Below are 24,428 nucleotides of genomic sequence, written 5' to 3'. Positions count from 1 at the left end.
ACCTCTCATCCTCCTGCTTCATCGGCAGCCAGCAGGGCCCTGCCGCTTGCGAGCTTCTCGGCGACCTGGTCTCTACGCGCCGGTCAAGGTCGTTCGTCCAGTGGGGCGCTCCACCGGCGCGACGGCTCGTTTGGCTTGGAGGACGCAGATGCGGCGGTCCTGCTTGTGGTCAGCGGACGGACTGCCGTTCGGTGAGGGCGGCGTACCGGCCGCCGAACCGCATCAGCTCGTCGTGGGTGCCGCGCTCGGTGACCCGGCCCGCCTCGATGACGAGGATCTGGTCGGCGTCGCGCACGGTGCTCAGCCGGTGGGCGATCACGATGCGGGTCTGGGTCAGCCAGGCGAGGTTCCGCTCGATCGCCGCCTCGGTGGCGGTGTCGAGATGGCTGGTCGCCTCGTCGAGCAGCAGGACCCGGGGCTGGGGTAACAGCGCCCGGGCGAGTGCGATCCGCTGCCGCTGGCCGCCGGAGAGACCGCTGCCCTCGGTGAGCATCGTCTCGTATCCCATGGGCATGGCCATGATGTCGTCGTGGACACAGGCCAGCCTGGCCGCCAGCACGACCTGCTCCAGTGAGGCGTCGGGTACGGCCAGGCCGATGTTGTCCCTGATGGTCCCGGTGAAGAGGTGGGGGTCCTGGGTGACCACGCCGAAGCGGCTGCGCAACCAGCGCGAGTCGATGTCCCAGGCGGGCGTTCCGTCGTACCGGACCTCGCCCTCGACCGGCTGGTACAGGCCCAGCAGGATCCGCCCCAGCGTGCTCTTGCCCGAACCGGAGCTGCCCACCAGGGCGATCTTCTGCCCCGGCCCGACCGCGAGGGACACGTTCCTGACCGTCCACGGGGAGCGCGGGTCGAAGCGGAATCCGACGTCCCGCAGCACCACCTCCCCGCGCAGGTGCGGCCTCTTCCCGCCGCTCCGCTCGGGCTCGGCCTCGACGATGTCGGCCAACCGCTCGAAATGAGCCCCGGCCTCCTGGAGCTCCTGCAGGCTGGCCAGCAACGAGGTCAGCGGAGTGAGGGTGGACATGGCCAGCGCGTTGAGCGCGAGCATCGTCCCCAGGCTCAGCTCGCCGTCGAGCACCCGTGACGCGCCCACGAGCAGCAGCAGCGCGGGACCGAGAATCCTGATCCCCGACAGGACCGCGTCCAGGATCCCGCGGGTCAGGCCCAGGCGCATGTCGGCGTTCATCTGGGCGGTGAACATCCCGGACCACCGCTCCATCGCACGCCATTCGGCGCTGGACGCCTTGATCGTCTCGATGCCCCCGATGGACTCGATGAGCCGGCCCTGGGTCGTGGCGGCGGCGGTCAGCCCGCGCCCGGTGAGGTCGGCGATCCGCCGCCGGGTGGCCAGCAGCAGCGCGACCTGGACGGCCGCCACGGCGAGCAGGCATCCTCCGAGCACTGGATCACCCAGCAGGACCAGGGTCATGAGGACCGCGGCCATCGGGCCGTCGAGCAGCGCGGAGAGCACCTGGCCGGACAGCATGGCCCGCAGGCTGGCCGCGCTCTGCGTGCTCATGACCAGGTCGCTCGTCCCCCGGAGGGTGAAGAACCGGTAGGGCAGCGTGAACAGGTGTCTGATCACCCCCGCCGTGAACTGGGTGTCCGCCCGCGCCCGCAACACGAGCAGCACGGCCGTACGAAGGCAGGTGAGGATCGCCTGGGTGAGCACCACGAAGCCGAGTCCCACGATGAGGATCCGCAGCAGGTACCGATTCTCTCCGGGAAGGACCTCGTCGACGACGAGCCCGGAGAGCAGGGGGAGGACGAGGGCGACCCCTTGCAGCAGCAGGGACGCGAACAACGCCTGGAGCAGCAGGCCGCGGTGGCGGACCAGGAGGGCGCGCACCAGGTCCCGGCGCCACGGGCGGCGCTCAGGGCCATGGACGCTGAACTCGGGACCGGGTTCGAAGGCCAGGACGACCCCGGTGAACCCGACGTCGAACTCCTGCGGTGTGAGCCTGCGCCGCCCGGAGGCGGGATCGACGACTTCGACGCCGTCGGGGCGCCACCGCTCGACGACCAGGAAGTGGTTGAACTCCCAGTGCACGATGAAGGGCCCGGGTACCGCGCCGAGTTGCCGGGGGGTGAGCGAGAAGGCCTTGGCGCGCAGGCCGTACGACCTGGCGGCCTCCGCGATCGCGAACGCGGTCAGCCCGTCCCGCGACACCTGGACGTGCTCGCCGACCTCGCGCACGGTCGTGCGGCGTCCGTGATGCCCGAGAACCATCGCCAGGCAGGCCGCGCCGCAGTCGGCCATCGCGCTCTGCCTGATCACCGGCACCCGCCCGCGCCTCATCGCCCCGCTCCGAGCGCCGGCAGGATGCCGAGCAGCACGATTACCGCCATCGACAGCGCGAGCAGCCCCACATACACCCACAGGCTGATCAGGAGCCTCTTGGAGATCCGGTACGGCCGTTCGACGCGCCGCCGGGCGGCCATGTGGTGGTGAACCGCTTTCTCCCGGTACGGGAGCCCCGTCATGTGCCGGCCGTTCTGTCCGCAGTTCCCCAGAACCACTCGATCTTGGCCGTGCTCCTGCGCCGCTCGACCCATTCGGCGAAGATCCGGCGTTCGACGAGGTCACGTACGGCGTCGTCGAGAACGGCGGGCTGCACCGCCAGCACCTTCATCAGCAGGTGACCGCGCTCCGTCTCGAAAGGGCCGATGACCGTCCCCGGCGCGGCTGCGAAGACCTGGCCGGCCGTCTCCGGGCTCAGCTCTCCTCTGCGCAACGTGGCGAACACCTCACCCGGCCGGGCCGTACCGTCCGCGAACGCCCGCTCCACGGAGGCGAGGAACCCGTCGGCGTCGAGCACGCGCGGCCCGGCGGCGGTGAACTCGACCCGCGCGACGCGGGCGACGTCGAGCTCGTGACCGTGCTCGGTGAACCAGTCCTCGACCCGTCCGGCGGCCACCCGCGAGCGGAGCCGGGCCACGGAGGCCTCGAGGACGACCAGTTCCTCCAGCTCGTGGTGGGAGATGTGGTTGCGGTCCATCCACGCCCGGACCGCGCCGCCGGTCAGCAGCCCGCGTGCCCGGCGGAACGCGTCCATCGCCTCCTGGATCTCGGTGTCGGCGAGCGGTTCCGGTGCCTCCTCCAGCGCCTCGCGTACCAGGCTGTCGGTGATGAGGCGGTCGGCCAGCCGGGACTCGTCCCAGATGAAGTCCAGGCAGGCGATCGCCCTGGCCACAGGGGTTTCGACACCGTTGACTCGGAGCAGCAGGTGCTCACCGGCCCGGTGTACGCCGCGCAGCGGCCAGGGCAGCGCCCGGTCGGGACACCACGAGAGGGAGATCGTGGCGCCGTCGCGCTCCTTGATGAGCAGGGCGTGCTGGAGCGATCCGTCGTACTCCTCACGCTGGCCGACCAGCCGTATCCGAGCCCACGGGTGCTCCGCCCTGAACCCGTCCAGGTCACGCTCGGCCGTACCGGCGCTGAGCAGGTCGACCGCCTGGGCGAGCATCCGCCCGTCCGCCATCACTTGACTCCGCTCATGAGCAGTTCGCCGATCGCCGCGCTGATGGGCAGTCCGGCCGCGTCCTCGATCCAGAGGAACTGGCCGTTCGGATTGATCTCGAGGAAGACGTGGCGGCCGTCCGGTGTGAGGATCAGGTCGATCGCGCCGTAGGCCAGCCCGAGCCGCTCGACCAGTTCCCGGCACCGCCGAGAGATCTCCGGAGGCAGGTCGTGTGCCCGGATGGGCGTCGCGCCCGGGTCGTAGTGCCGCCAGTCGTACCTCGTGTGGTTGCTCACCTGCGAATGGATCTCCGCGGCGAAGACCTCCCTCCCGACCACGGTCACCCGCACCTCGACCCGTTTGGGCACATACGCCTGGACGATGACCGGGCAGAAGCGCAGCGCGTCCGCGTACGCGACGTCCATGGGAGTGACGGGAGCCGCGAACCGGCCGAACCGCTCTCCGTCCTCCTCCAGCTGGTTGCCGTGCACGGGCTTGGTGATCACACGGCCCTCGTGCCGGTCGTAGAAGTCGAGAAAGCTCTCGGGATCGGTCGTGACCAGCGTCGCGGGGAGCTCGAAGCCCAGCCGCCGGGCCAGTTCGAGCTGGTACGGCTTGCGCGCCGCACGGTCGATGACCGGCCGGGAGGCGGGAACCGTGAGGCAGCCGAGGCTGTCCCAGAGGCTCTCGGCCATGACGCGGCACTCCTCCTCCACATAGTCGCGGGCGGCGACCTGCGGATGCGCGACCGGGGCCAGCGGCCGGCGATACCAGAGCGCGGTCAAGTCGTCGAGGTCGAAGCGCCGGCCACCGCGGCCGAGCATCCGGCCGGTCGAACCGTCCCCGGAGTGGCTGATCGCGAGGGTGGCGTCGGTCGGGAAGAAGGCGGGATCGAAGACGACGACGTCCGCGCCCGCGGCTATGAGCGGTTTCACAACCCGGTTGGCGTGCTCATCTCCGTCAGAAGTCAGAACGAGGATCATCGGTGGGTCTCCGGACGGGGGCGCGATGCGGTCGCGCCCCCACAGCGAACTAGTTGCTGTCGCCAGAGGTGTGCGTGTGGCCATTGTGGATCACGATGACCTGGCTCTTGGCGCCGCCGCTCACCTGGAGAAGCTGCCCCTCGTCCAGCTCGGGACCGAGAGCCGCGATGTCGTCGAGGGTGGTACGCGTCTTGCCCATGCGTATCCCCACCACCTTTCTTTCCCGTACGGAGCACCGGTTGCGCCCCGTCGCATCGAGCAAGCTAAGTGATCGGCAGGCGGCCGAGCGTCCGTCACACGGGTGATCTTGTGTCATCTCACCAGGGGACGCGAATCGGGATTCCGGTCGTTTCCTACCCTGCTTTCGGTCCAGCCGTCACTTGCGTGAGCGCAGCTCATGCCAGTACGTGCGGTATCGCCGTCGAGTCAAGCGCTGGGACGAGGCGGGGCAGCCAACGCCCGTCTCGAAGCCTTCTACGAACGCGAAGCGCTGACAGGCGGAAAGTTGCGCATATAAGGGCGCTATAAGATCGTTAAAAGTGGCGGCGGACATCGTTTGGGCGTACTGAACACCATCTGCTCAAGGAAGCGATGTCCATGCGCGCTTATGTACGACGAACCGTCCGCACCGGACTGGCCGTGGCCGCGGCCACGGCCGTCATGGCCGGGAATGTCTCGGCCGCCCACGCCGCGTCTCCGGCGGGGACCGGGGAAGACCACGCCGCGGTCCAGCGAATCATGGACCGGGTCGTGGAAGAACACGGCATCCCCGGGATGATCGCCGAGGTCCGCGACGGCGAGCAGCGCTGGATCGGCAAGGCCGGGGTCTCCGACCTCAAGACCGGGCGCGAGCGTGCCATCAACGAGCGGGTCCGCGTCGGCAGCGCCACCAAGACGTTCACGGGCGCCTTGATCCTGCGGTTGGAGGCCGCCGGGAAACTGAGTCTCGACGACACGGTCGAGAAGTGGCTGCCGAACGTGGTCAAGGGCAACGGGAACGACGGCAGCAAGATCAGCGTCAGGCTGCTGCTCAACCAGCGGAGTGGGCTGCGCAATCCATACCTGACCCAGCCCTTGGCCGATATGATCAGCAGCCCCGCGTGGTATCCGCGCAGGTTCGACTGGTACCCGCTCGAGAAGGTCGTGAAGCACGGCATGGAGCTCAAGCCGTACAAGCCGAACGAGAGGTTCATCTACAGCAACGTCAACTACTTCCTTCTCGCCATGATCGCCGAGAAGGCGACCGGCAAGAGCTACGCCACCCTGATCAAAGAGCAGATCGCCAAGCCGCTCGGCCTCACCGGGACCTACATGCCGGAGCGGAACGACATGAGGATCCACGGGCCGCATCCCCGGCACTACTCCAAGCTCTGGGCGTGGCTGGAGGACCCGAACGCCAAGATCTACGACGTCACCGAGAACAACGCGGCCACCGCCGGCGCCGCTGGTGGGATGGTTTCCACGCTCCCGGACCTGAACAAGCTCACCCGTGCCCTGGCGGCCGGCACGTTCCTGCCGCCCAAGCAGCACAAGGAGATGTGGACGACCATCTCCACCGCCGACGCCCTTCCGGCAGAGCAGTGGCTGCCGAACACCAAGTACGGGACGGGGGTCCACGACCTGAAACTGACGTGCGGCGTGACCGTGCACAGCACCGGCGGAATGTTCAACGGCTCGTACACCTACGCGATGTCGTCCCGCGACGGCAAGCACTCACTCGCGATCAACATGAACGGCGACTGGGCCAAGGACAAGACCGAGCATCCGGTCAACTGGCTCATCGAGGCAGCCACGGCGGAGTTCTGCGGCGAATAGAACCAGCCGTTGCCGCAGGTGCCCAGGATCACCTGCGGCTACGGCCTTCCCGGAGGCGGGCGTGCCGTTGGGTTAGAAGCGGTACTGCAGGACCGTGACTCCTTTGCGGGACCAGGCCGTGCTGTGTGACGACAACTGGGTGAACAGGCGCAGGGCCGTCGGGAACCGAGCGACCTCGGGCTCTCGGGTGAGCAGGATCTCCCTGCCGGTGAACTCCGGAAGGGTGACTCCCATGTCGTTCGAACCTTCCTGAAGGTGAACCATCTATGCCGCGTCCCAGGTGACGGGGAGCCGGTGCACGCCGTAGATGAGCATGTCGGTGCGCAATGGGACCTCTTCGGGAGCGACGTCCAGTCGAAGGGTGGGGAACCGGTTGAACAGCGCCGGATATCCGACCCGCATCTCGACGCGTGCGAGCTGCTGGCCCAGGCACTGGTGGATGCCGTGGCCGAAGGCCAGATGTCCACCGGTCTGCCGACGCAGGTCGAGGACGTCGGGATCGGTGAACCGGTGCGGGTCGCGGTCGGCCGCCGATATCGAGACGGTCACCGTCTCGCCGGCCTTGACCACACGCCCGTCCAGCTCGACGTCCTCAAGTGCCGTCCGGGTCGTGTAGGGGACGACGCTCAGGTAACGCAGCAGTTCCTCGACCGTGTGGTCGATGGAGCTCGGGTCGGCGCGGAGAAAGGCGAGCTGGTCGGGGTGGCACAGCAGGGCGAAGGTGCCCAGGGCGAGCATGTTGGCGGTGGTCTCGAACCCGGCTCCCAGCAGCATGAAGCCGATGTTGGTGAGTTCCTCGTCGGTGATGTCGGCGGCGGTCAGGCCACTGAGCATGTCGTCGGTTGGCTCGGCGCGCTTGGCCGTCACCAGCGCGTGCATGAACTCCTGCAGCGCGGTGTAGGCGGTGATCCTCTCCTGCGGGGTGTTGTCCAGGCGCATCAGTTCCGCCGAATGCCGCTGGAAGCGCTCGCGATCGGTGGAAGGCACTCCGAGCAGCTCGCAGATCACCAGCGCGGGGATCGGCATCGCGTACGCCTCAACCAGGTCCACGGGCGGGCCGTGTCGGTCCATGGCGTCCAGGTGCTCGGTGGTGATCTGCTCGATGCGCGTGGTGAGCTCGCGCATGCGGCGTACGGTGAACTGCCCGGTGAGCAGGTGCCGGTAGCGGGTGTGGTCGGGCGGGTCCATCCGGGTGAAGATGCCGGGCGGCGCCGGCTGGAGCGTCGCGGGGGCGCTCGCCCGGGGGATCGGGAAGTGGTTGAGCTCGGCCCGGGAGCTGAAGCGGGAGTCGGCCAGGACCGCGCGGACGAGGGCGTGGCCGGTCACCAGCCATCCCGTGTGGCCGTCGGGGTAGGCCAGCGGGCTGACGGGATCGCTCGCGCGTAGCCGCGCCAGTGCCGCGGGCGGGTCGAAGTGGTTGGGGCGTTCGAGCGGCAGCGGCGCCGCCGGGTCTGTCATGTCGATCTTCCCCCTTGGATCGGTATCAGCTGGGTCGCCGATGTTGATCAGGTCGGCTCCGACGTGCGTTGGTGGCCGTAGATCCATTCGCGGTAGGGCGGGATCACGTCCTCGAGGACGGCCATGATTTCCGAGGCCGCCGCGGTCAGCACCTGCGGACTCGGCCGCTCTGCCGGTTCGAAGGCGGTCATGATGATGTGGGCGAGCGAGTCGGCCCTTGCCCGCACGTCCAGCGCGGCGGCCGGATCCAGGTTGTCGAGGAGATGGAAGCCGCTGTGGACCGCCGTGAGTGCGTACGCCAGGTTCGGAACGTCGTCACGGAGTAGTCCGTGGCGGGTCAGCAGGTCGAAGAACCTGGCGGTTGCGAACAGGTCGTGACCGCGTATGGCGCTGTCGGCCAGCACTGCCTGCAGTTGTTTCGCGTCGCCGGTGAACATTTCCCGCAGTACGGGCCGGTCGTGGATGATCAGGAACGACGCGGCCATCAGGCGGTGCGGCAACACCATGGCCGGGTCCCCGCGCAGCCCGTCCACGAGCCTGTCGACGTAGATGATGGCCTCGCGCAGGATCAGCGCTTCGAAGAGCTGTTGCTTGGTACGCCAGTGCAGGTAGACAGTGCCTTTGCCGATCCCGACCTGCTGGGCGATGTCCTCGATCGTGACCTTCCGATAGCCGAGGCGCACGAGCAGGTCGGCCGCGGCATCGAGAATCCGATCCGCCCGATTGAGATCCTGCTTTGGTCGTCCCAGCGCCACCGCGTCCTCCTTATTGACTTTTTGACCCAATGTGAAACATGGTCAACAAGTCACACGGTACTCCGCGGCCGAACCGCTTACAACCCGGTGGTCGTCCCTGGATCAGGCTCTCAGCTCGCGGGTCAGAGCGACCGTCGCTCGACCCGCCGCGGTGGATCGCGGACCTTGGTGGGGCGGCCTCCTCCGGAGCGGCTGGCCCGCGGATTGAGCTGGCGGTCCCTATGCCATCTGATCGAGCAGCACCGAACTCGCCAGGCAGCAAGAGAGCCGCGTCGTTCACGCTCCTAGCCTGGACCATTTTCCTGGGGCGAGGTCAAAGCGGCGCAGCCACCGGGCTCCCAGACAGCAGGACAGGGATCCGTCGCGCCGAAACTCATGCCAAGGGCTCGACCACCGGCGTGGACATCTGGAGGGACGGTTAACACCTGAAGCCAGCATGATCCACACGCCAGATCCGTGCCAGAACGGAGGGACAGCCGAGGTCATTCACGGATACTCACGGTCATTCGCCCCGCCCTGACCTGCACCCCACTTAACCTAAAAACAGGATCACGCGAAGATCGACACTCCGTGGACGTGACCCCCTTTTCGCCCAGTTAAGCGCGGCAAGATCAGTTATCTACCCCCAAGCCGACCGTCACCCGCTCCAGTAGCGAAGGCCCGACCCAGGGCTCTCATCCAGAGCCGGACCTTGACCGTTTTTGAGTCTGGGCTGGTTTTCTCGTTCACGCCGACTTACCATCAAAGATATATACCATCAAGGGTATGTTCGAGATCGCGTTGGAGCCCGAGGTGGAGGCATGGTTGGCGGAGTTGCCGTTCGGGCAGTTCCAGCGTGTGATGGCGAAGGTGGACCGGTCTCTCGTGGAGAGGGGTGGCCTGCCGGACGGTGATCACGTCAAGAGTCTGCGTGATGGTGTTAGCGAGTTGAGGTTGCCCCTCGGGGAACGGTCCTGGCGAATCACGTTCTGGCGGCCTGGGGGCAGAGCGATCGTTCTACTCGCGGTGTTTGCCAAGATCCGCAACGGGCCACAGCATGATGACGTGGAGCGCGCGGTCAAGGCGAAGAAGACCTGCCAGCTTGAACATGACATGACCGTCACCCACGTGTTCGACAGGAGGTTGTGATGGCTGGACACAGTACGTGGAAGACCCTGAAGGCCAAGCGGCTTCTGAATGCCGAGGCCGAAGAGCACCCCGAGTACACGCGAGCCGTCCGCGACATGAATCTGGGAGACAGGCTTCGCGAGGTTCGTGTGGCGAGGAATCTGACTCAGGCCGAGGTCGCCAGGCGGGCAGAGATCTCCCAGCCGGCTCTGTCGCGTATTGAGTTGGGCGGTGGAGTACCGACGCTGGAAATGCTTGACCGGATCGGCAGGGCGATGGGTGTTCGGTTCACCATCTCCGTGGGAGACGACCAAGCGGAACAGATCGATCTCCTGGCCGGTTAGCCGAATGAGGCAAGCGGGTCGACCATGCCATCAGCCAGGGGGCACTCACGGGATGCGCCGATCGCAGGCCAGGACCTTGGTCGGGTGGAGTACGACGGTTCCCAGCTTGCCCGCTCCATGCGCTCTGATCTTGATCACGTGCACAGAACAGGCAGGGAATCACGCCCCGTCTACACGGGCGTTTTCCCAGCTCAGCCCACCAATACCAGCAGCCGATTCCCAAGCTGACAGCGCGGGTTCGGTTCCGTCACCCGCTCCACACGGTAAGGCCCAGGCCGGGAGCATGATCCCGGCCTGGGCCTTGAGCGTTATAGGCTCTTGTCGATCTTCCGTGCGATTAGCCCGGCCGATCCGTCACCGTGCCTCGGATCGGTCAGGGAGCGTCGTAGCCGAGGGTGTAGGCGCCGCTGCCCTGATAGGCGTGGACGCGGTATCGGTAGTACCCGGCGGTGCCGGTGTAGGTGAGCGTCTCGTCGGGACCCGCGGTGGCGCCCTGGGCGACGGCCGCCCAGCTGGAGCCGTTCCACTTCTGCAGGTACAGGTCGTAGTCGGTGCCTGTCGGGCCGTCCAGGCAGGCGCGGTGGGGGCCGGTCGTGGTGGTCTGGTAGTACTGGCCGTCGGGCTGGTACTGGCTGGCGCCGCTGGTCAGCGACCCGGTCTTGGTGGTCTCGAAGCCTGAGCACCCCTGCGGAGGGCCGCCGCCGACGGTCAGGGCGAAGGTCGCGGTACGGGTCACCGATGCTCCCGTGCCCGAGATGGTGATCGTGTGAGTGCCCGCCGCGGTCTGCGCGGTGGTCGAGAGAGTCAGCGTCGAGGACGCGCCGGCCTGGATGACCTGGGGTGCGAAGGACGCGGTGACGCCCGTCGGCAGGCCGGACGCCGTGAGGGTGACCTGCTGCGTGTTCCCGCTCGTCACCGTACTGGACACCGTCGAGGCGGTCGACTGGCCGGGCTCGACGGTGGCGGAGCCTGGAGACGGGGCCAGCACGAAGTCGTCGCCCCCGGTGGGCGGGTTGTTGTCGATCATGCTGGAGATCTCGTTGTAGACCTCGGTGATCCTGGTGCCCCAGTTCGGGCATCCACCGAGGTGGTGCAGGGCGATCACCTTGTGGCTGGAGGCGGCCAGCACAGGCGAGCCGGAGTTGCCGCCTGAGGTGTCGCAGCGGTAGCCGGTGTTGACGCCGGACGACACCACGTCGATCTTGCAGGTGGCGCCGCCCTGGGTGTCCTCGAACAGCGACAGCCGCTTGGGCAGCGTGTCGCCGTGGCCGGGGATGTAGATCCGCTCACCGGCGACGGGTGGCCGCGGGTCAAGGTAGAGCGTGCCGTACTGCTGGATGGCGGCGAAGTTGTTGACGCTGAAGAGGGTGTAGTCGAGGGCGGCGAGGGCGCTGGTCTTGAGGAACTGCGCGCCGCTCACTTTGGTGCCGGCCCCCGGGTTGTTTCCCCCGCAGGTGGCGCACTGGTAGTCGAATTGGAACTCGCTGGCGGCCAGGTCGGCGGCGTTCTCCATGCAGTGGTTGTTGGTCAGCATGCGGTTGGTGTTGCCGACCCGCCAGGCGGTGCAATGGCCCAGGCCGTCGAGGAGCTGGCGGGCGACCGCGTTGCCCCTGGCGTACTCGGTGGGGTGGCTGTCGCGGTAGCAGACGACGTCGCGGCGGGCGTCGGTGCCGCAGACGGAGAAGCCCCGGGGGGTGCGCGCTGCGGCTTCGTCGCTGGTGAAGCCGCGGTAGTAGCGGTCGATGACCGCGCCGTAGCCCTGCCGCGTGAGCCGTGAGGCGGAGCGCGGGCCGGTGGCGTGCAGTGTGATCACGGCCGTGTCGCCGTCGATCGACAGGGCGGCGAAGCCCTGCGTGCCGTGGATGGTGTGCCCGGAACCGCGGGTGTTGGCGCCGAGCGTGGGGTCGCCGTAGTAGGTGTGGATCTCACGGCGGTCGGGGGCGGCGACGGTGACGTAGTCGCCGGGGGCGAGCTTGAGAGCGGCGAAATGGACCTTGACGTAGCTGGAGCCCGGTCGCCGGATCTCGGTCGACCACTGCCGTCCCGCCGCGCCGTAGCGCAGCGTGAGGTCGGCCGCCTGCTGCTCGCCGGCTGGGGTGACCGGGTCGGCCTGCTGCTGGGCCAGAGCTGTGGTTTCCTGCTGCTGGGGTACGGCTGCCGCGGCCGGTAACGAGGTCGCGAGGATCGCGGCCAGTGCCACGATCGCAGCCCAGGGCCTGTGACTCATGCCAATGACACCTTCCGTCTGGGGGGAAGACGGTTGGCTGAGGCTAACCCGGCGCTGGCTCCGTACCGGTATCCGTGATCGGTACTGAACCTGAAGAGCTGCTGGCAGTTGGCAGCCTGACGGCGGTTCGGCAACTGGACACTCAACCTCCCCCGCCCGATCAGGTCCCGGCGGCCCGGCTGGACCTGGAACCGGCCGTATTGTTCGGCATGTGACGCACGCATCCCCTGGGAGAGAACCCTCACGATTGCTGTCGGTCGTGGTCGCACAGATCCCCGTCGGCTGGGCCGTCGAGGATAACCTGCAGCGCATCCGCGAGGTACTCACCCAGACACAGGCCGATGACCTCATCCTTTTTCCCGAAGGGGCGCTGTCTGGGTATGGGACGGACCTGACGCCGCTCGAAGACCGCTCCCGCGCCGAAGTGGTGGACCAGGCGGCCGGCTACGTGGCCGATCTCGCCCGCCGGTACGGCGTGCATGTGTTCTGTGGATCGCTGATCTGGGAGCAGGGCGCATGGTGGAACGCCGCGCTCTACTTCGGCCCCAACGCCGAGCGATGGGACTACCGCAAGGTCAACCTGGCGGTGAACGAACGAGACCGCCTGCACCCGGGGAATCGGTTGGCTCCGCTGAGCATCTCCACCCGAGCCGGGACGGTCACAGTGGGCGTACAGATCTGCCGCGAGATCCGCTTCCCCGAGCAGTGGCGGCGCCTGGTCGACGCCGGCGCCGAGGTGCTGGTCTACCTCACCCACGCGGCCAATCCCACCGAGCCCCCTGGTGTATGGCGCAGCCACCTGATCAGCCGAGCGGCCGAAAACCAGCGGTTCGTCCTGGCCTGCAACGCCGCCGAGCCCCTCCAGCACTGCCCCAGCATGATCATCTCTCCTCGGGGCGAGGTCCTGGCGGAGACCATCTCCACCGGTCCCGAAGTACTGAGAACCACCATCGAGGTGAACCAGACGAGCAACTGGTACCTCGGCCAGAGACGCGACCTATCGCACCTGTGACACGACTTGGTGCGAGGCTGCGGCCTGCGCCGGCAAGAGGCTCAGCGCGGCGACGGCAGTACGGACAGCTCACAGGCGTAGGCGTCAGCTGGTGCGCTCAGTACCCAGACGATCATCGCTGCCAGCGTCTGCGGCCGGATGCACAAGTCGGGATCGTACGGGCGTCCGAAGGCATGCCTGACCTCGCCCAGCAATTCGGTCGCCGTCGCCGCGGGATAGACCGTGGTGACGCGTATCCCATGGACGGCCTCCTCCTCGCGCGGCGAATCGGCCAGCTCCCGCAGCGCCGCCTTGCTGGCGACGAATGCCGACCAGCGGGGGACACCGGTCATCCCGGGCGAGGCGTTGACGAAGATCACGTGACCCCTGGATCGTCGCAACGCCGGCAGCGTCAGCCGTACCAGCTCGGCGGCGGAAGCCACATTCACCGCCAGCGTCCGCCGCCATGTCTCGGGGTCGGCCTCGGCGACGGTTTTTACGGGGGAGATTCCTGCGCAATGCACCAGCGCCTGCACATCCCCCAGTTCCCCTGCGTCCTCCAGCGCTTCCATGGCAGCGGCCAGCGCTCCTGGTTCAGCCAGGTCCGCCTCGATGCCCCGGACATCCAGCCGCCCGACGTCGCGCCCCACTGCAGTCACCCGATGCCCAGCCTCTACGAGCGCGCTGACCAGGGCTATCCCTATCCCTCCGGTAGCCCCGGTCACCAGCACATGTCCCATGACGGCTTCCCTTCTCGACGTGCAGTAGCTGATCATCGCCCCTGAGGAAGTGGCGCACAACACTGTGTACTTATGTCGTGGAGGATCCGGGTAGCTACAACGCGTCTTCCCTTGGCATCCGCGACTCCGAACCATGGAAGATCGGCGCGCACTTGGTAGGTCAGCGGGTCAGGTCCTGGCGGAACCTGTCAATTTGATCGAGGCAGTTGAGTTGAGCTAATTCTGTGTCGGCTTCTCTGCGGTGTCCTTCTGGTCCTCGTTCTTGGGCTTGTTGATCCAGGCAGGGCCGGGCAGGGCGGGCGGGGTGGGGGTGCCGCCGCTGGCGAAGCGCTCGGGGTGAGTGGCTTGGGCGGTGGCCAGGACGGCGGCGCGCTGGTCGCGGATGGCTGCCGCGCGGCCGTAGTGGACGTCGACCGGGTGGTGGTAGCCGATCCCGGAGTGGTAGTGCTGGTGGTTGTACCAGGTGTAGAAGTCCCGGCAGAAGGCGCGGGCGTCTTCGATGGAGCCGAATCGGCCGGGGAAGTCGGGGCAGTACTTGAGGGTCTTGAAGCTCGCCTCCACGTGCGGGTTGTCGTTGCTGGTCTTGGGCCGGGAGTGGGACTTGGCCACGCCCAGGTCGATGAGGAGTTCGGCGACGGTCTTGGATTTCATCGAGCTGCCGCGGTCGGCGTGCAGGGTGAGGGTGCCTTCGTCGATGTGGTGCTTGCGCGCGGTCTGCCGGATGAGGTGTCTGGCCAGGTCGGCGGACTCGCGGGGGGCGATCATCCAGCCGACGACGTAGCGGCTGAACAGGTCGATGATCGTATAGAGCGAGTACCAGACACCCTTGTCCGGGCCGCGGAGTTTGGTGATGTCCCAGGCCCACACGACGTTGGGGGCATCGGCGAACAGTTCCGGGATGGTCTTGGGCGGATGGGTGGCCTGGCGGCGCCGATCCCGACCGACCTCGCCGTGCTCGCGCAGGATCCGGTACATCGTCGATTCCGACGCCAGATAGACGCCCTCATCCAGTAGGGAGAAGTACGCCGTCGCCGGGGAGGCGTCGGCGAAGCGCTCGTTCAGCAGTGCGCGGACGTGGTCGCGCTCGGCCTTCGACAGCGTGGACGGGTGCGGCTTGCGCGGCGTGACCGGACGGACCAGGGCGGGACTCCGGCGGTTCTTGCGGTACCAGGTTGCCTGCGATACCCCGGCCGCCGCACACGCATGGCGGCGGCCGAGCAACGGCAGAAGTTCGGTGATCGCCTCGGCCTGGGCGGCCTGGATGATCTCGGTCATTGCTCGCCCCGACCCGGAGGCGTCTGGCTGCTGGTGGCGAGCTGATCCAGCAGCGCGAAGAGCTTTCCCTGCACCTCGATCACCTGGCGGGTCTTGCCGAGTTCGGCGCGCAGCCGCTCGACCTCCGCCTGCAGCGCGTCGATCTGCTTGTCCCGCGGGTCGGCCTTCGGCCGGCCGACCGGGCGGGCCAGCGCCTCGGCCGCGCCATGGTCACGGGCCGTTCGCCAGCTGGAGATCAGCGAGGAGTACAAGCCCTCGCGACGCATCAACGCGCCCTTGCCGGCCTTGTCGAGCCGCTCGTACTCCTCCAGGATCCCGGCCTTGTAGGCGGCGGTGTAGCGGCGGGCGGCGGCTCGCTCGCGTACCTGGGGGTCAGGGATCTGCGGATCCTGTTCACTTGCTCCCACGAAGGGATGTCTCCTTCCCCACCCTCAGCGCAGAGTTTTGTACCTATTTGCTACCTCTGTCTATTTTGGCAGGGAGGGTGGCGCCCTGTCGGCCAGATCATCCCTGACCGGCACACGGAGGCCGCCATGGGTGAAGCTCTCGGTGACGTACTCGGTCTGGCGGCCGGCGTCGCGTCAGTCCCCTTCCCATCGTCGCGATCATCCTTGTCCTGGCCACGCCGCGAGGACGTCTCAACGGACTGCTGTTCGCCCTCGGCTGGGTGGTAGGGCTGTCGGCGCTGGGCGCCATCATGCTGGCGATCGGCGGAGCCGTGGGCTCTTCCTCCACCCACCATCAGCCGGCCACCTGGGTGGGAGGGCTCAAGCTCGTCCTGGGCGTCCTGCTCGTCCTTCCGGCTGCCCCCTGATGCCCATCCGCAAGCGGGCGGATGGTCGATCACCCGCCAGGGGGACGCCTTCTCCGCTGTGCGCGACTCATACTTTGGCCTGCGCTGCGCCGTCCTTTCTGGACGAATTCGCCCGCAGAAAGGAATCAAAGAAGATGAGAACGTACAGCAAGGCAGTACACGCCGCGATGGTGGCCGCTTCGGCGGCGGCCCTGGCTGTGGTCTCGCCCGCACCGGCCGCGTCTGCGGCGGCCGTGACGATCAGGGTCGTACCGGCCTACTCCGAGACCCAGAAGGAGTCCGCCTCCTGGTTCGTCTGCCCCACCAACCAGGTGCTCACGGGGCGGTCGCACCACGGGGACGAGAACGCCGACACGACGTACACCTGTAGTTGGATTTTCGTCAACGACGAGCAGGTGCAGGTGAGCATCGGTGACTGGAGCCTCCGCTACAAGGAGAGCAACTCCAGCTACTCCTCCCCGCCGAACCAGGCGCTCGTCGGGCGCCAGCACATCTTCGACGAGAACGGCTGGACCTGGTACCGCTCCGCCTCCCTGTCCTGGCGGGGGCAGACGGTGCGGGTGATCGATCCCGTGTGGACCGGCAACCTCAAGGAGAGCAACCACAACTACCAGACCGACACCCAGCGGGTCCTGATCGGTCGTGCGCACTCCGGGGACGAGAACGGCAACACCCGCTACCAGCACGCCTACGTGACCATCGACGCCTGACCCCGGAAATGAGGACGATATGAAGAAGGTCGCGTCCGTCGCGCTGGCGGTCGCCGCCGTCGCGGCGCTGAACATCCCGGTCCCTGCCTCGGCGGCGACGATCAAGGTCGAGTACGTCTACAGCGGAACCGTGAAGGAGTCGGGGAGCGAGTTCACCTGCCCGACGGGCCAGGTCATGACCGGGCGGTCGCACAACGGGGACGAGAACGCCAACACCACTTACCAGTGCAGTTGGATCCTCGTCGACGGCGTGCGGGTGGACGTGTTCACCGGCGAGTGGTTCGGCTATGCGAAGGAGAGCAGGTCGAACTTCTCCACGCCGCTCGACCAGGCGATCGTCGGACGCCGGCACTACGGTGACGAGAACGGCGCCACCGAGTACAAGACCGGGGCTCTTTACTGGCAAGGGCAGCAGGTCCGCATCAGCAACCGGACGTGGACGGGTTCCTACACGGAGAGCGGCCACACCACGCAGGCCGGTTTCAACCAGGTCATGACGGGGCGCAACCACAGCGGCGACGAGAACGGCAAGACCCAGTACCAGTACGGAACGGTGACGTTCGCGGGCTGACAAGGCATATCGGGCGTGACCGGACGCATCTGCACCACCGCGCCCTTCGTAGTCAGCCATCGAGCAGGAGCGACCCGCGCCGTGCCCTTCTCGTGGCGACCAGTCCTCCGGCCAGTCCGCTCACGACGCAGACCAGCACCAGCCCGGCGTACTGCGGCAGCGAGTAGGCGAACCACGGCTCGCCGGTTGTGGCCCTGCCGAGCGCGGTGAGTGAGGCGGCGGCGATGCCCGTTCCGAGCAGCGTTCCGGTGCACGTAACGATCAACATCTCCCAGCACACCATCCTGGTGAGCTGTCGGGGCTTGGTCCCCACGGTGCGCAGCAGCCGGATCTCCTCGGCCCGCTCGCCCATCGTCATGGCCGTCGAGTTGAGCACGGAGATCACGGTGTAGACCACCGTCGATCCCACCAGCATCGGGGCCACCCACGCCGACGGCCCGGTACGGATGACGCCCGCCGCCACGTCGGTGGTCGCCACGGCGAACAAGAAGGTGCACGCCAGCGCCACGGTCAACATCACCGGAGAGGCCGCCGCCATCGCCCGCCGCGGCTGGGTGACCAAGGAAGACCTGGCCAGCATCCCGGCACCCGGATCGAGCCACGCCACTACGGCCCCGAGCAGCCACCCCATCCCACGCAACACGACAGGACCCAACGCGGACGCGCCCACGCAGAGCGCCATCGTCGCCCCCAGCGCCATCGGCGCCACAACCGACGCCTTCACCTGCTGCGGCACCAGGAACAACAGCTCGCCCCCGCCCGCCAGCGCCGCCACCCCGACGACCGCCCTGGGCCAAGGCAGCAACCGCCGCTGTGCCGCGCTGTCCCGCAACACCTCCAGCGGCCCCACACCGACCGCCTTGCGCGTCGCGACCCGGGCCGCCAGCAGCGTCACCGCCACCCCCACCACCAAAGCCAGAACGAACGGCCCTGTCGTGGCCTCCACCGGGACACCCGCAGGCGCCAATCCGGTCATCCGCATGAACGCCGCCATCAAAGCTGCGTACGGCACGGCCAGCAGGCAGCCCGCCACGCTCGCCAGCACGGCCACCACCAGCGCCTCCGCCATGATGAGCCGGCTCACCTGCCGCGGCGTCATGCCGACCGACCGCAGCAGCCCCCATGTCCTGCGCTGCCGCAACACGTGCAGGCTCAGCGTGCCCGCGACCACGAAGACGGACACGAACCCTGACACCACGGCCGACAGCACCAGCAGCCCCATGACGCCGTTCAACTCATCGCGCGCGCTCGCGGCCACGACTACGAGCCCGCTCCCGCCGACCAGCGTCACAGCGAAGATCACCGCCGCGAACGAAGCGGCGAAGCCCATCCGATTGGTCCGAACGTTGTTCCAGGCAAGCACGAGTGTCACCGCCGACCGCCCAACCGCATGCCGATCTGGTCGGCCGAGGGCCTGTCCAGGACGTCGACGATCCGCCCGTCGGTCAGGAACAGCACGCTGTCCGCCTGGGCCGCCGCCTCGGAATCATGCGTGACCATCACCACCGTCTGACCGAACTCATCAACCGCCTCCCGCAGCAACGCCAGCACCTCGTGCCCGGTACGGCTGTCCAACGCCCCCGTCGGCTCGTCGGCGAACAGCACCTCCGGCCTGCCCAGCAGGGCACGGGCGATTGCCACCCGCTGCTGCTGGCCACCGGACAACTGCGCCGGGCGATGCCCCTCCCGCCCGGCCAAGCCGACCCGATGCAGCAACTCCCGCACCCGCGCCGGGTCCGACCGCCGCCGGGCCAATCGGCTGGGCAGGATCACGTTCTGCCAGGCGGTCAGCGACGGCACCAGGTTGAATGCCTGGAAGACGACGCCGACCTGATCGCGGCGCAGCACCGCCAGGTCTTTCTCCCCTAAGCCCGTGATGTCCCGCCCGGCGACACGAACCGCCCCCGAATCCGGCCGGTCCAGCCCCGACGCGCACTGCAGCAGCGTGCTCTTCCCCGACCCCGACGGTCCCATCACGGCGGTGAAACTGCCCCGCGAGAACCCGACGCTGACCTGTCGCAGCGCCGCCACCTCGGTAGCACCTTTTCCGTATGTCCTGGTCACTCCCTCAAGGAGGACCGCATGATCACTCATGATCAGCAGTGTGCGGAATGCACCCGTCATCGCCCATCCGGCATCACCCCGGTTGGTCCCTGAGGCTCGCTGCACGCCCCTGACTCTCACCCTTGAGTTCACCGGCGTGTGCGGGGCCTCGCTGATCGGCACGGTCCGCACCATCGCGCAGGTGATCACCCACCCGGGATACAAGCAGGGCCAGTCCAACAAGAACGATGTCGCCCTGATCCGCCTGAACCGCCCGGTCGCTGAGAAGCCCATCCCCATCGCCAAGCGGCCAGGAAAGCCCGGCACTCCCACCCGGCTGCTCGGCTTCGGCGCGCACGGACGGGCCGACGGTGAACACCTCCAGGGCGTCCGGGCTCGGCGCCGTAGAGGATCACGATGCCGAAGAGCCGAGAGAGGCGAGGTCTTGAGGGGGCAGGCGGATACGGCTTGCCCCCATGTTCTCCTCCAGGTGGTCGAGGGAACCGGTGCCGGGGATGGCGAGCAGTGTGGGTGATCTCGCCAGTAGCCAGGCGAGTGCCACCTGCGCGGCGGTTGCCTCGTGACGAGCCATGACTTGCGCCATCCGCGTCGCGTCGATCGGGCGATGGCCGCCACCGAGAGGAAAGAACGGCACGAAGGCGATCCCGGCTTTCTCGCACTGTGTCAGAAGCTCGGCGTCACCCTGGTCCTGCACGTGAAAACTGTTCTGTACGGCCGCTACCGTGGTGATCGCCTGTGCCTCGGCCAACTGAACGGCGTCGACGTTGCTGACGCCCAGATGCTGGATGAGCCCTTCCTCTCGCAGCCTGGCGAGGGCCTCGAACCGGGCGGCGATCGACTCACCTCCAGGGTCGGTCAGACCCCCCACCCGCAGATAGACGAGATCGAGCCGGTCCACGCCAAGACTGCGCAGGTTGTCCTCCACCAGGCTCCGGAGCTGGTCCGGCCTGGCCTGACCGCCCGGTACCCCATCGCTGTCGAACAACGGCCCGACCTTCGTCGCGATCACCAAGTCGTCTCCGTACGGAGCGAGCGCCGTTCGGATGAGCTCATTGGCCACCGTCCCGCCCCTTCGGTAGAACCACGCCGTGTCAATGTGGTTGACGCCCAGTTCGACCGCGCGGCGAAGCACCGCGATGCCGGTCTCCGGGGAGCGTGCGGGCCCCAGGAAACTGCCGGCCGCGAGCCGCATGGCTCCGAAACCAAGCCGGTGGATGGGGAGGGTTCCGCCAAGAAGGAATCTCTCCGAGAGAGCCGCTGAACTTGGGTTTGTGTCGTCCGTCGTCATGTCGATCAGCCTTCCTCGTGTATGTACAGTGGCCAACGCGATGGCAGAAAGCTGCCACGATGACGGGGAGGGTGAACGGGTGACTGCTGATCAGGTCGTCACCGTCCGCGGCGACGCGGAACTCGTCGCCCGGGCCGGTCATCTGTTCACCGGCGCTCAGCACGAGTTCGTGTGCGCTGCACGTGACCTCAACACGTGGTCCCAGCCCGCGGCGCGACAGGCGATCGGCGAGCGGGTACGTGCGGTCGGCGACGCCGGCTTCGCGGTGAACAAGCTCCTCAGCCCGACCGCTCTGGTCGACGAGGCGGCAAGGCTGCACCTCCGCCAGGTCATGGCGGAGGGTGCCCAAGTTCGGATCAGCTCGGCACAGCTCCCGTACGAGACGATCATCATCGATCGGCGGGTGATGATTCTCGCCGGCCGTGGCGCGCCGGGCCTCCGCGAGTTCACGGTAACCACCTCCCCCGCACTGGTCGGCGGCGTGTACGCCCTCTTCCAAGCGGCCTGGGAGACCTCCACCGACCTGGTCGCCTATCTCAGTGGAGACGTACCCCACCTCGACGCGGACAGCCTGATGGTCCTTCGCGCCCTCGGTGCCGGACACACCGACGAGACCGCGGCCAGAAAGCTCGGCCTCTCACTACGCACTTATCGGAGACGGGTCGCGGAACTGATGACGAAGCTGGAGGCCGACTCTCGATTCCAGGCCGGGCTGCGCGTGGGCGAACTCGGACTCAACAAGTAGTCACCGACGACGCGCTGACGTGCTTGTCACGCTTGTCACGCGAAACCAGGAGCCCGACATGCTCTGACAACGAGTCGGGAGACGGCACCGCCCACCTCCCGGGCTGCCAAGCCTGGCCGAAAGTACGATCAACAGCACTGTAAATCCTGCTTTCAGCCCATACCGGAGCCGGGCCGAGCCCGCAGGATGGGCGCCATGACCACCCCCCAGAGCATGCCGCCCAGACCACGCGCTGCGCGAGCGTCGTCCGGCCATCATCCAGCAATAGCCAGCGTCGGTGACCCCATCATGGCCCGTTCGGCAGAACGCCTTCGTACCATGGGACCCCTCACCAGAGCGCTCACCGCCCTCGCCGTGGCCGCCACGACGGCGGCCGCGCCCTCGCCCCCAGCACAGGCCCTGACCTGGCGAGACTGCGGCGACGGCATGGAGTGCGCCAAGCTGGACGTACCGGTCGACTGGAACCGTCCCGACGGTCCACGCACCGAGGTGGACCTGGCCCGGATGGCCGCCCGCGATCCCGCTCGCCGACTCGGTTCCCTGGTGGTCAACGCCGGATCCGGCTCCAGTATCCAAGGGGTACGAGACCAGCCGGGGGTGGTGTCAGAGCTGACCACCTGGTTCGACGTGGTCATCATCGAGCCCAGGGGTCTGGGCGACAAGGACAGCCCCGCGCTCGTGCAATGCCCGGTCAGGGGGCCCGGCATCTATGGACTGGTGCTGAACACCGGCGAGAAGTACTGGAACGAGCATGCCAGGGCGTCGGCCGCCTACGACGCCTCGTGCCGCCAGGTCATGGGTGCCGCCTACGCCGGTCTGACCTCCTGGCAGGTGGCCCACGACATCGAGGCGCTGCGCAAGGCGCTCGGCGAGGACAAACTGCGCTACTTCGGCAACTCCTACGGCACTGCCTACGCTCAGGCCTACATGGAGCTGTTCCCCGCCAAGGTCGGGCGGATGGTACTTGACGGTGTCGCCGACCACACCAGGCCGTCGCTGGAGCGTTGGCTGATGGACAACGCCCTCACCCAGGAACGCCAGCTCGGCCGCTTCCGCGACTGGTGCGCCGAAGGGTGTGCGCTCGGCGACGACGACGCGATCGAGGTCTACGACGACCTGCTGGCCCGTGTCCGCCGTGCTCCCTTGCCGGCCGGGCACCGTACCGTGAATGAGCGCGAGTTCCTGCTCGCGGTCAAGACCGCGCTCACCCCGCCGATGTGGCCCGCGCTGGCCACCGCGCTGCGCCAAGCGGCCGGCGGCGACGCGTCGGCGCTCGCGGCCCTGGTGCCTCAGTCCGATGGGTCAGGTCCCGGCTACACCACGGGGCTGATGCTGTGCCATGACTACATCCCGCGCGTACCCGGCTACCGCGAGTTCCTGGGCATCGAGTCGCGCCTGCGCAAGGCGGCGCCGCGGATCGGCTGGATCCAGGGCCGCTTCCAAGTGGCCCGCTGCCTGGGCGTAGGCAAGAACCCCGCCTACCCGCCGCACCCCCTGCGGGCCAAGGGAGTGCCACCCATACTGATCTCCATCGGCGACACCGACGACAACACACCCAACCTCGCCGCCGAGCACATGGCCGCGCAGGTGCCCGGCGCCCGCGTCGTCAGGCACGGCGACGGCCACGCCGCCTACATCATGCACGGGCTGTACGGCCTCGGCACCACCTGCCTGCGCCGCCACATCCATGACTATCTGACCGCGGGCACCCTGCCTCCCGTACAGGCGCGCTGCCCCGGCGACCTGCTGGCCGCTATCCCCCGGGGGTGAGAAGCCCTCACCAACCAATTCCACCAACGATTCGTCACCGGCACGCGCGGGGCATGAGGCAGGTCGGCGCCGGTCAGTTCTTGCGTGCGGTGACCAGGGCGAACGACAGGAACTCTCCTTGGTCGGCGGTAAGCATGTCCAGCACGGGTTGCTGCGCCGTGGCAGCCTCAGGCCGATGCTCGACAGCGGCGCGGGTCCACAGCAGCCAGTCGCGCCAGCCCTCCTCCTGCAGGCGCGCGGAGGTGACCGTGACCTGCTCGGTGGGCGCAGGAACCGCACCAGGTAGGGCAGGTAATGGTCGCCGGTGCCGAAGTACTCGAAGGCGTCGATGCTCACGATGGCGTCGAAGCTGTCGCTGTCGAACGGCAGCGTGTGTGCCTCGGCCCGGACCGCCTCCACCTGGTCGGCGACGCCGGCCTCGGCGAAGACCGTGCTCGCCTCCTGGGTGGAGATCCACCAGTCGGCCGCCACCACCTGAACGCCGAACTCCCGGGCCAGGAACACCGAGGTCGCGCCCTTGCCGGAACCCAGGTCAAGGACCCGCATGCCGGGCCGTAGGTCCAAGTCGCCTGCCAGATCCTCCAGCAGCCACAGCGGATTCGGTCCCATGTCCAGATCGAGCAGCCAGCGCGGGTCGTATCCGGACGAACGCGGGTAACGGTCATGGCGGATCAGATCATCAACAGCGGTCACGGGAGCCGAGTGAAGCAGCCTGCCGCGAACGCCCGCAACTTTAAGCCCCATCACGCCAGGAGGGTGCGCCAGCGGTCGGCGGACTCGATCATGTCCAGGCTGACCCGTTCCAGGAACGCCCCTGCCTTGGCCAGTCGTTGCCCCACGGGGCTGTCGAGCCCGTACGTCTCGACCGCCGCCATCGTGGCCCGCACTGTCTCGAGTGTCTGCCGTCTGCCGGTCACGATCGAGTTGTACCAGGCGTCGTCGTCGATCACGTAGATGTCGCGGCGCCGCTGCGGATCGCGCTCGCGCCGGACGTATCCCTGCTCGACCAGGTAGTTCACGGCGACGGAGACGGAGGCCGGGCTGATCTTGAGTCTGTGGGTCAGTTCGGCCGCGGTGCGCCTGCCGTCTTCGGACAGCAGCAGATCGAAGTGCACGCGTGCGATCATCTTCGGCATCCCTGACCTGACCGCCGTTTCGACGAGTTCGTCTTCCGTGCGGCCGCCCGGCGATCCGGTCGCGCGGGGTGGTGCTGGTGTGCCGCGCCGGGCTCGCTGGGTCGTCGCCTGGTGCGCCTGCTGGGGCCGGTAGTCGCTGGGGCCGCCGTTGCGTCCGATCTCCCGGGTGAT

General features: G+C 67.9%; 25 protein-coding genes and 2 pseudogenes. 10 read left to right on the top strand and 17 right to left on the bottom strand.

Translation table 11 applies throughout. The features are described from left to right. Positions 1–169: 169 nt before the first annotated feature. The 5 genes from ABZ911_RS39480 to ABZ911_RS39460 are packed head-to-tail and all read right to left on the bottom strand — an operon-like array spanning position 170 to position 4,646. On the bottom strand, positions 170–2,302 hold the full coding sequence (locus tag ABZ911_RS39480) for a peptidase domain-containing ABC transporter (protein WP_358068529.1): 2,133 nt from the start codon (positions 2,300–2,302) through the stop codon (positions 170–172). Continuing rightward, positions 2,299–2,487, bottom strand: coding sequence for a hypothetical protein (locus ABZ911_RS39475; protein ID WP_358068526.1), 189 nt, complete (start codon positions 2,485–2,487; stop codon positions 2,299–2,301). The genes ABZ911_RS39480 and ABZ911_RS39475 overlap by 4 nt, the downstream gene beginning before the upstream one ends. Continuing rightward, positions 2,484–3,485 (bottom strand): TIGR04500 family putative peptide maturation system protein, encoded by a 1,002-nt coding sequence (locus ABZ911_RS39470; RefSeq protein ID WP_358068523.1) that lies wholly within the window; start codon positions 3,483–3,485, stop codon positions 2,484–2,486. Before ABZ911_RS39470 ends, ABZ911_RS39475 begins: the two co-directional genes overlap by 4 nt. Next, positions 3,485–4,447 (bottom strand): MvdC/MvdD family ATP grasp protein, encoded by a 963-nt coding sequence (locus ABZ911_RS39465; RefSeq protein ID WP_358068520.1) that lies wholly within the window; start codon positions 4,445–4,447, stop codon positions 3,485–3,487. Before ABZ911_RS39465 ends, ABZ911_RS39470 begins: the two co-directional genes overlap by 1 nt. A gap of 49 nt (positions 4,448–4,496) precedes the next feature. Then, entirely contained in the window at positions 4,497–4,646 is a 150-nt protein-coding gene (locus ABZ911_RS39460) for a hypothetical protein (RefSeq protein WP_358068516.1), read from the bottom strand. 398 nt (positions 4,647–5,044) lie between these two features. Between ABZ911_RS39460 and ABZ911_RS39455 the strand changes: the two genes are divergently transcribed. Continuing rightward, positions 5,045–6,262, top strand: coding sequence for a serine hydrolase domain-containing protein (locus tag ABZ911_RS39455; protein ID WP_358068513.1), 1,218 nt, complete (start codon positions 5,045–5,047; stop codon positions 6,260–6,262). A 72-nt stretch (positions 6,263–6,334) separates the two neighbouring features. Here the strand turns inward: ABZ911_RS39455 and ABZ911_RS39450 are convergent, their stop codons facing one another. The 3 genes from ABZ911_RS39450 to ABZ911_RS39440 are packed head-to-tail and all read right to left on the bottom strand — an operon-like array spanning position 6,335 to position 8,475. Further along, the gene (locus tag ABZ911_RS39450; protein WP_358068510.1) at positions 6,335–6,496 is read right to left on the bottom strand and encodes a hypothetical protein; all 162 of its coding nucleotides are present in this window, start codon (positions 6,494–6,496) and stop codon (positions 6,335–6,337) included. Between the two features lie 30 nt (positions 6,497–6,526). After that, on the bottom strand, positions 6,527–7,720 hold the full coding sequence (locus ABZ911_RS39445) for a cytochrome P450 (RefSeq protein WP_358068507.1): 1,194 nt from the start codon (positions 7,718–7,720) through the stop codon (positions 6,527–6,529). A gap of 47 nt (positions 7,721–7,767) precedes the next feature. After that, entirely contained in the window at positions 7,768–8,475 is a 708-nt protein-coding gene (locus ABZ911_RS39440; RefSeq protein WP_358068504.1) for a helix-turn-helix domain-containing protein, read from the bottom strand. Positions 8,476–9,240: 765 nt separating this feature from the next. Between ABZ911_RS39440 and ABZ911_RS39435 the strand changes: the two genes are divergently transcribed. Both ABZ911_RS39435 and ABZ911_RS39430 read left to right on the top strand, forming a co-directional pair. Continuing rightward, the gene (locus ABZ911_RS39435) at positions 9,241–9,603 is read left to right on the top strand and encodes a type II toxin-antitoxin system RelE/ParE family toxin (RefSeq protein WP_358068501.1); all 363 of its coding nucleotides are present in this window, start codon (positions 9,241–9,243) and stop codon (positions 9,601–9,603) included. Next, the gene (locus tag ABZ911_RS39430; RefSeq protein ID WP_358068498.1) at positions 9,603–9,926 is read left to right on the top strand and encodes a helix-turn-helix transcriptional regulator; all 324 of its coding nucleotides are present in this window, start codon (positions 9,603–9,605) and stop codon (positions 9,924–9,926) included. The genes ABZ911_RS39435 and ABZ911_RS39430 overlap by 1 nt, the downstream gene beginning before the upstream one ends. Before the next feature lie 373 nt (positions 9,927–10,299). On the opposite strand, the gene ABZ911_RS39425 is transcribed toward ABZ911_RS39430, so the two are convergent. After that, complete coding sequence (locus ABZ911_RS39425; protein ID WP_358068495.1) at positions 10,300–12,153, bottom strand: serine protease; 1,854 nt, start codon at positions 12,151–12,153, stop codon at positions 10,300–10,302. A gap of 259 nt (positions 12,154–12,412) precedes the next feature. Here ABZ911_RS39425 and ABZ911_RS39420 point away from each other — a divergent pair, with 259 nt between their 5' ends. Next, complete coding sequence (locus ABZ911_RS39420) at positions 12,413–13,165, top strand: nitrilase-related carbon-nitrogen hydrolase (protein WP_358068492.1); 753 nt, start codon at positions 12,413–12,415, stop codon at positions 13,163–13,165. Between the two features lie 41 nt (positions 13,166–13,206). Here ABZ911_RS39420 and ABZ911_RS39415 read toward each other — a convergent pair whose 3' ends face one another. From ABZ911_RS39415 to ABZ911_RS39405, 3 genes are all read right to left on the bottom strand, one after another. Next, complete coding sequence (locus tag ABZ911_RS39415) at positions 13,207–13,884, bottom strand: SDR family NAD(P)-dependent oxidoreductase (protein WP_358068489.1); 678 nt, start codon at positions 13,882–13,884, stop codon at positions 13,207–13,209. Positions 13,885–14,100: 216 nt separating this feature from the next. Then, complete coding sequence (locus ABZ911_RS39410) at positions 14,101–15,159, bottom strand: IS3 family transposase (protein WP_358068486.1); 1,059 nt, start codon at positions 15,157–15,159, stop codon at positions 14,101–14,103. Then, positions 15,156–15,566, bottom strand: coding sequence for a hypothetical protein (locus ABZ911_RS39405; protein WP_358068482.1), 411 nt, complete (start codon positions 15,564–15,566; stop codon positions 15,156–15,158). The genes ABZ911_RS39410 and ABZ911_RS39405 overlap by 4 nt, the downstream gene beginning before the upstream one ends. 188 nt (positions 15,567–15,754) lie before the next feature. Between ABZ911_RS39405 and ABZ911_RS39400 the strand changes: the two genes are divergently transcribed. The 3 genes from ABZ911_RS39400 to ABZ911_RS39390 all read left to right on the top strand — a co-directional run bounded on the left by ABZ911_RS39400 (position 15,755) and on the right by ABZ911_RS39390 (position 17,254). Next, positions 15,755–15,973 carry a GAP family protein gene (locus ABZ911_RS39400; protein WP_358068553.1) on the top strand — a complete coding sequence of 73 codons (219 nt, stop codon included), beginning with the start codon at positions 15,755–15,757 and terminating at the stop codon, positions 15,971–15,973. Between the two features lie 134 nt (positions 15,974–16,107). Next, positions 16,108–16,683, top strand: coding sequence for a hypothetical protein (locus tag ABZ911_RS39395; RefSeq protein WP_358068479.1), 576 nt, complete (start codon positions 16,108–16,110; stop codon positions 16,681–16,683). 19 nt (positions 16,684–16,702) lie between these two features. Further along, complete coding sequence (locus tag ABZ911_RS39390) at positions 16,703–17,254, top strand: hypothetical protein (RefSeq protein ID WP_358068476.1); 552 nt, start codon at positions 16,703–16,705, stop codon at positions 17,252–17,254. A 52-nt stretch (positions 17,255–17,306) separates the two neighbouring features. Here ABZ911_RS39390 and ABZ911_RS39385 read toward each other — a convergent pair whose 3' ends face one another. Both ABZ911_RS39385 and ABZ911_RS39380 read right to left on the bottom strand, forming a co-directional pair. Next, positions 17,307–18,626 (bottom strand): ABC transporter permease, encoded by a 1,320-nt coding sequence (locus ABZ911_RS39385; protein WP_358068473.1) that lies wholly within the window; start codon positions 18,624–18,626, stop codon positions 17,307–17,309. Then, entirely contained in the window at positions 18,623–19,285 is a 663-nt protein-coding gene (locus tag ABZ911_RS39380) for an ABC transporter ATP-binding protein (RefSeq protein WP_358068470.1), read from the bottom strand. Before ABZ911_RS39380 ends, ABZ911_RS39385 begins: the two co-directional genes overlap by 4 nt. Positions 19,286–19,346: 61 nt before the next feature. Between ABZ911_RS39380 and ABZ911_RS39375 the strand changes: the two are divergent. After that, a pseudogene (locus tag ABZ911_RS39375) lies at positions 19,347–19,679 on the top strand (trypsin-like serine protease); the annotation flags it as partial. 30 nt (positions 19,680–19,709) lie between these two features. On the opposite strand, the gene ABZ911_RS39370 reads toward ABZ911_RS39375, so the two are convergent. Beyond that, on the bottom strand, positions 19,710–20,606 hold the full coding sequence (locus ABZ911_RS39370; RefSeq protein WP_358068467.1) for an oxidoreductase: 897 nt from the start codon (positions 20,604–20,606) through the stop codon (positions 19,710–19,712). On the opposite strand from ABZ911_RS39370, the gene ABZ911_RS39365 reads away from it, so the two are divergent. Together ABZ911_RS39365 and ABZ911_RS39360 are read left to right on the top strand one after the other, a co-directional pair. Continuing rightward, the gene (locus ABZ911_RS39365; RefSeq protein ID WP_358068464.1) at positions 20,590–21,351 is read left to right on the top strand and encodes a DNA-binding response regulator; all 762 of its coding nucleotides are present in this window, start codon (positions 20,590–20,592) and stop codon (positions 21,349–21,351) included. The genes ABZ911_RS39370 and ABZ911_RS39365 overlap by 17 nt on opposite strands. Positions 21,352–21,669: 318 nt before the next feature. Beyond that, entirely contained in the window at positions 21,670–23,121 is a 1,452-nt protein-coding gene (locus tag ABZ911_RS39360; protein ID WP_358068461.1) for an alpha/beta fold hydrolase, read from the top strand. A gap of 312 nt (positions 23,122–23,433) precedes the next feature. Here the strand turns inward: ABZ911_RS39360 and ABZ911_RS39355 are convergent. Further along, positions 23,434–23,667: pseudogene (locus tag ABZ911_RS39355) on the bottom strand (methyltransferase domain-containing protein); the annotation flags it as partial. Positions 23,668–23,864: 197 nt separating this feature from the next. Beyond that, a partial coding sequence (locus ABZ911_RS39350; RefSeq protein ID WP_358068458.1) for a helix-turn-helix domain-containing protein occupies positions 23,865–24,428 on the bottom strand: 564 nt, incomplete at its 5' end.

It is taken from the genome of Nonomuraea sp. NPDC046570 (assembly GCF_040645915.1).
GTDB lineage: Bacteria > Actinomycetota > Actinomycetes > Streptosporangiales > Streptosporangiaceae > Nonomuraea.
The sequence above is the reverse complement of the archived record's forward strand: the minus strand, read 5'-3'. Positions and strand labels throughout refer to the sequence as shown.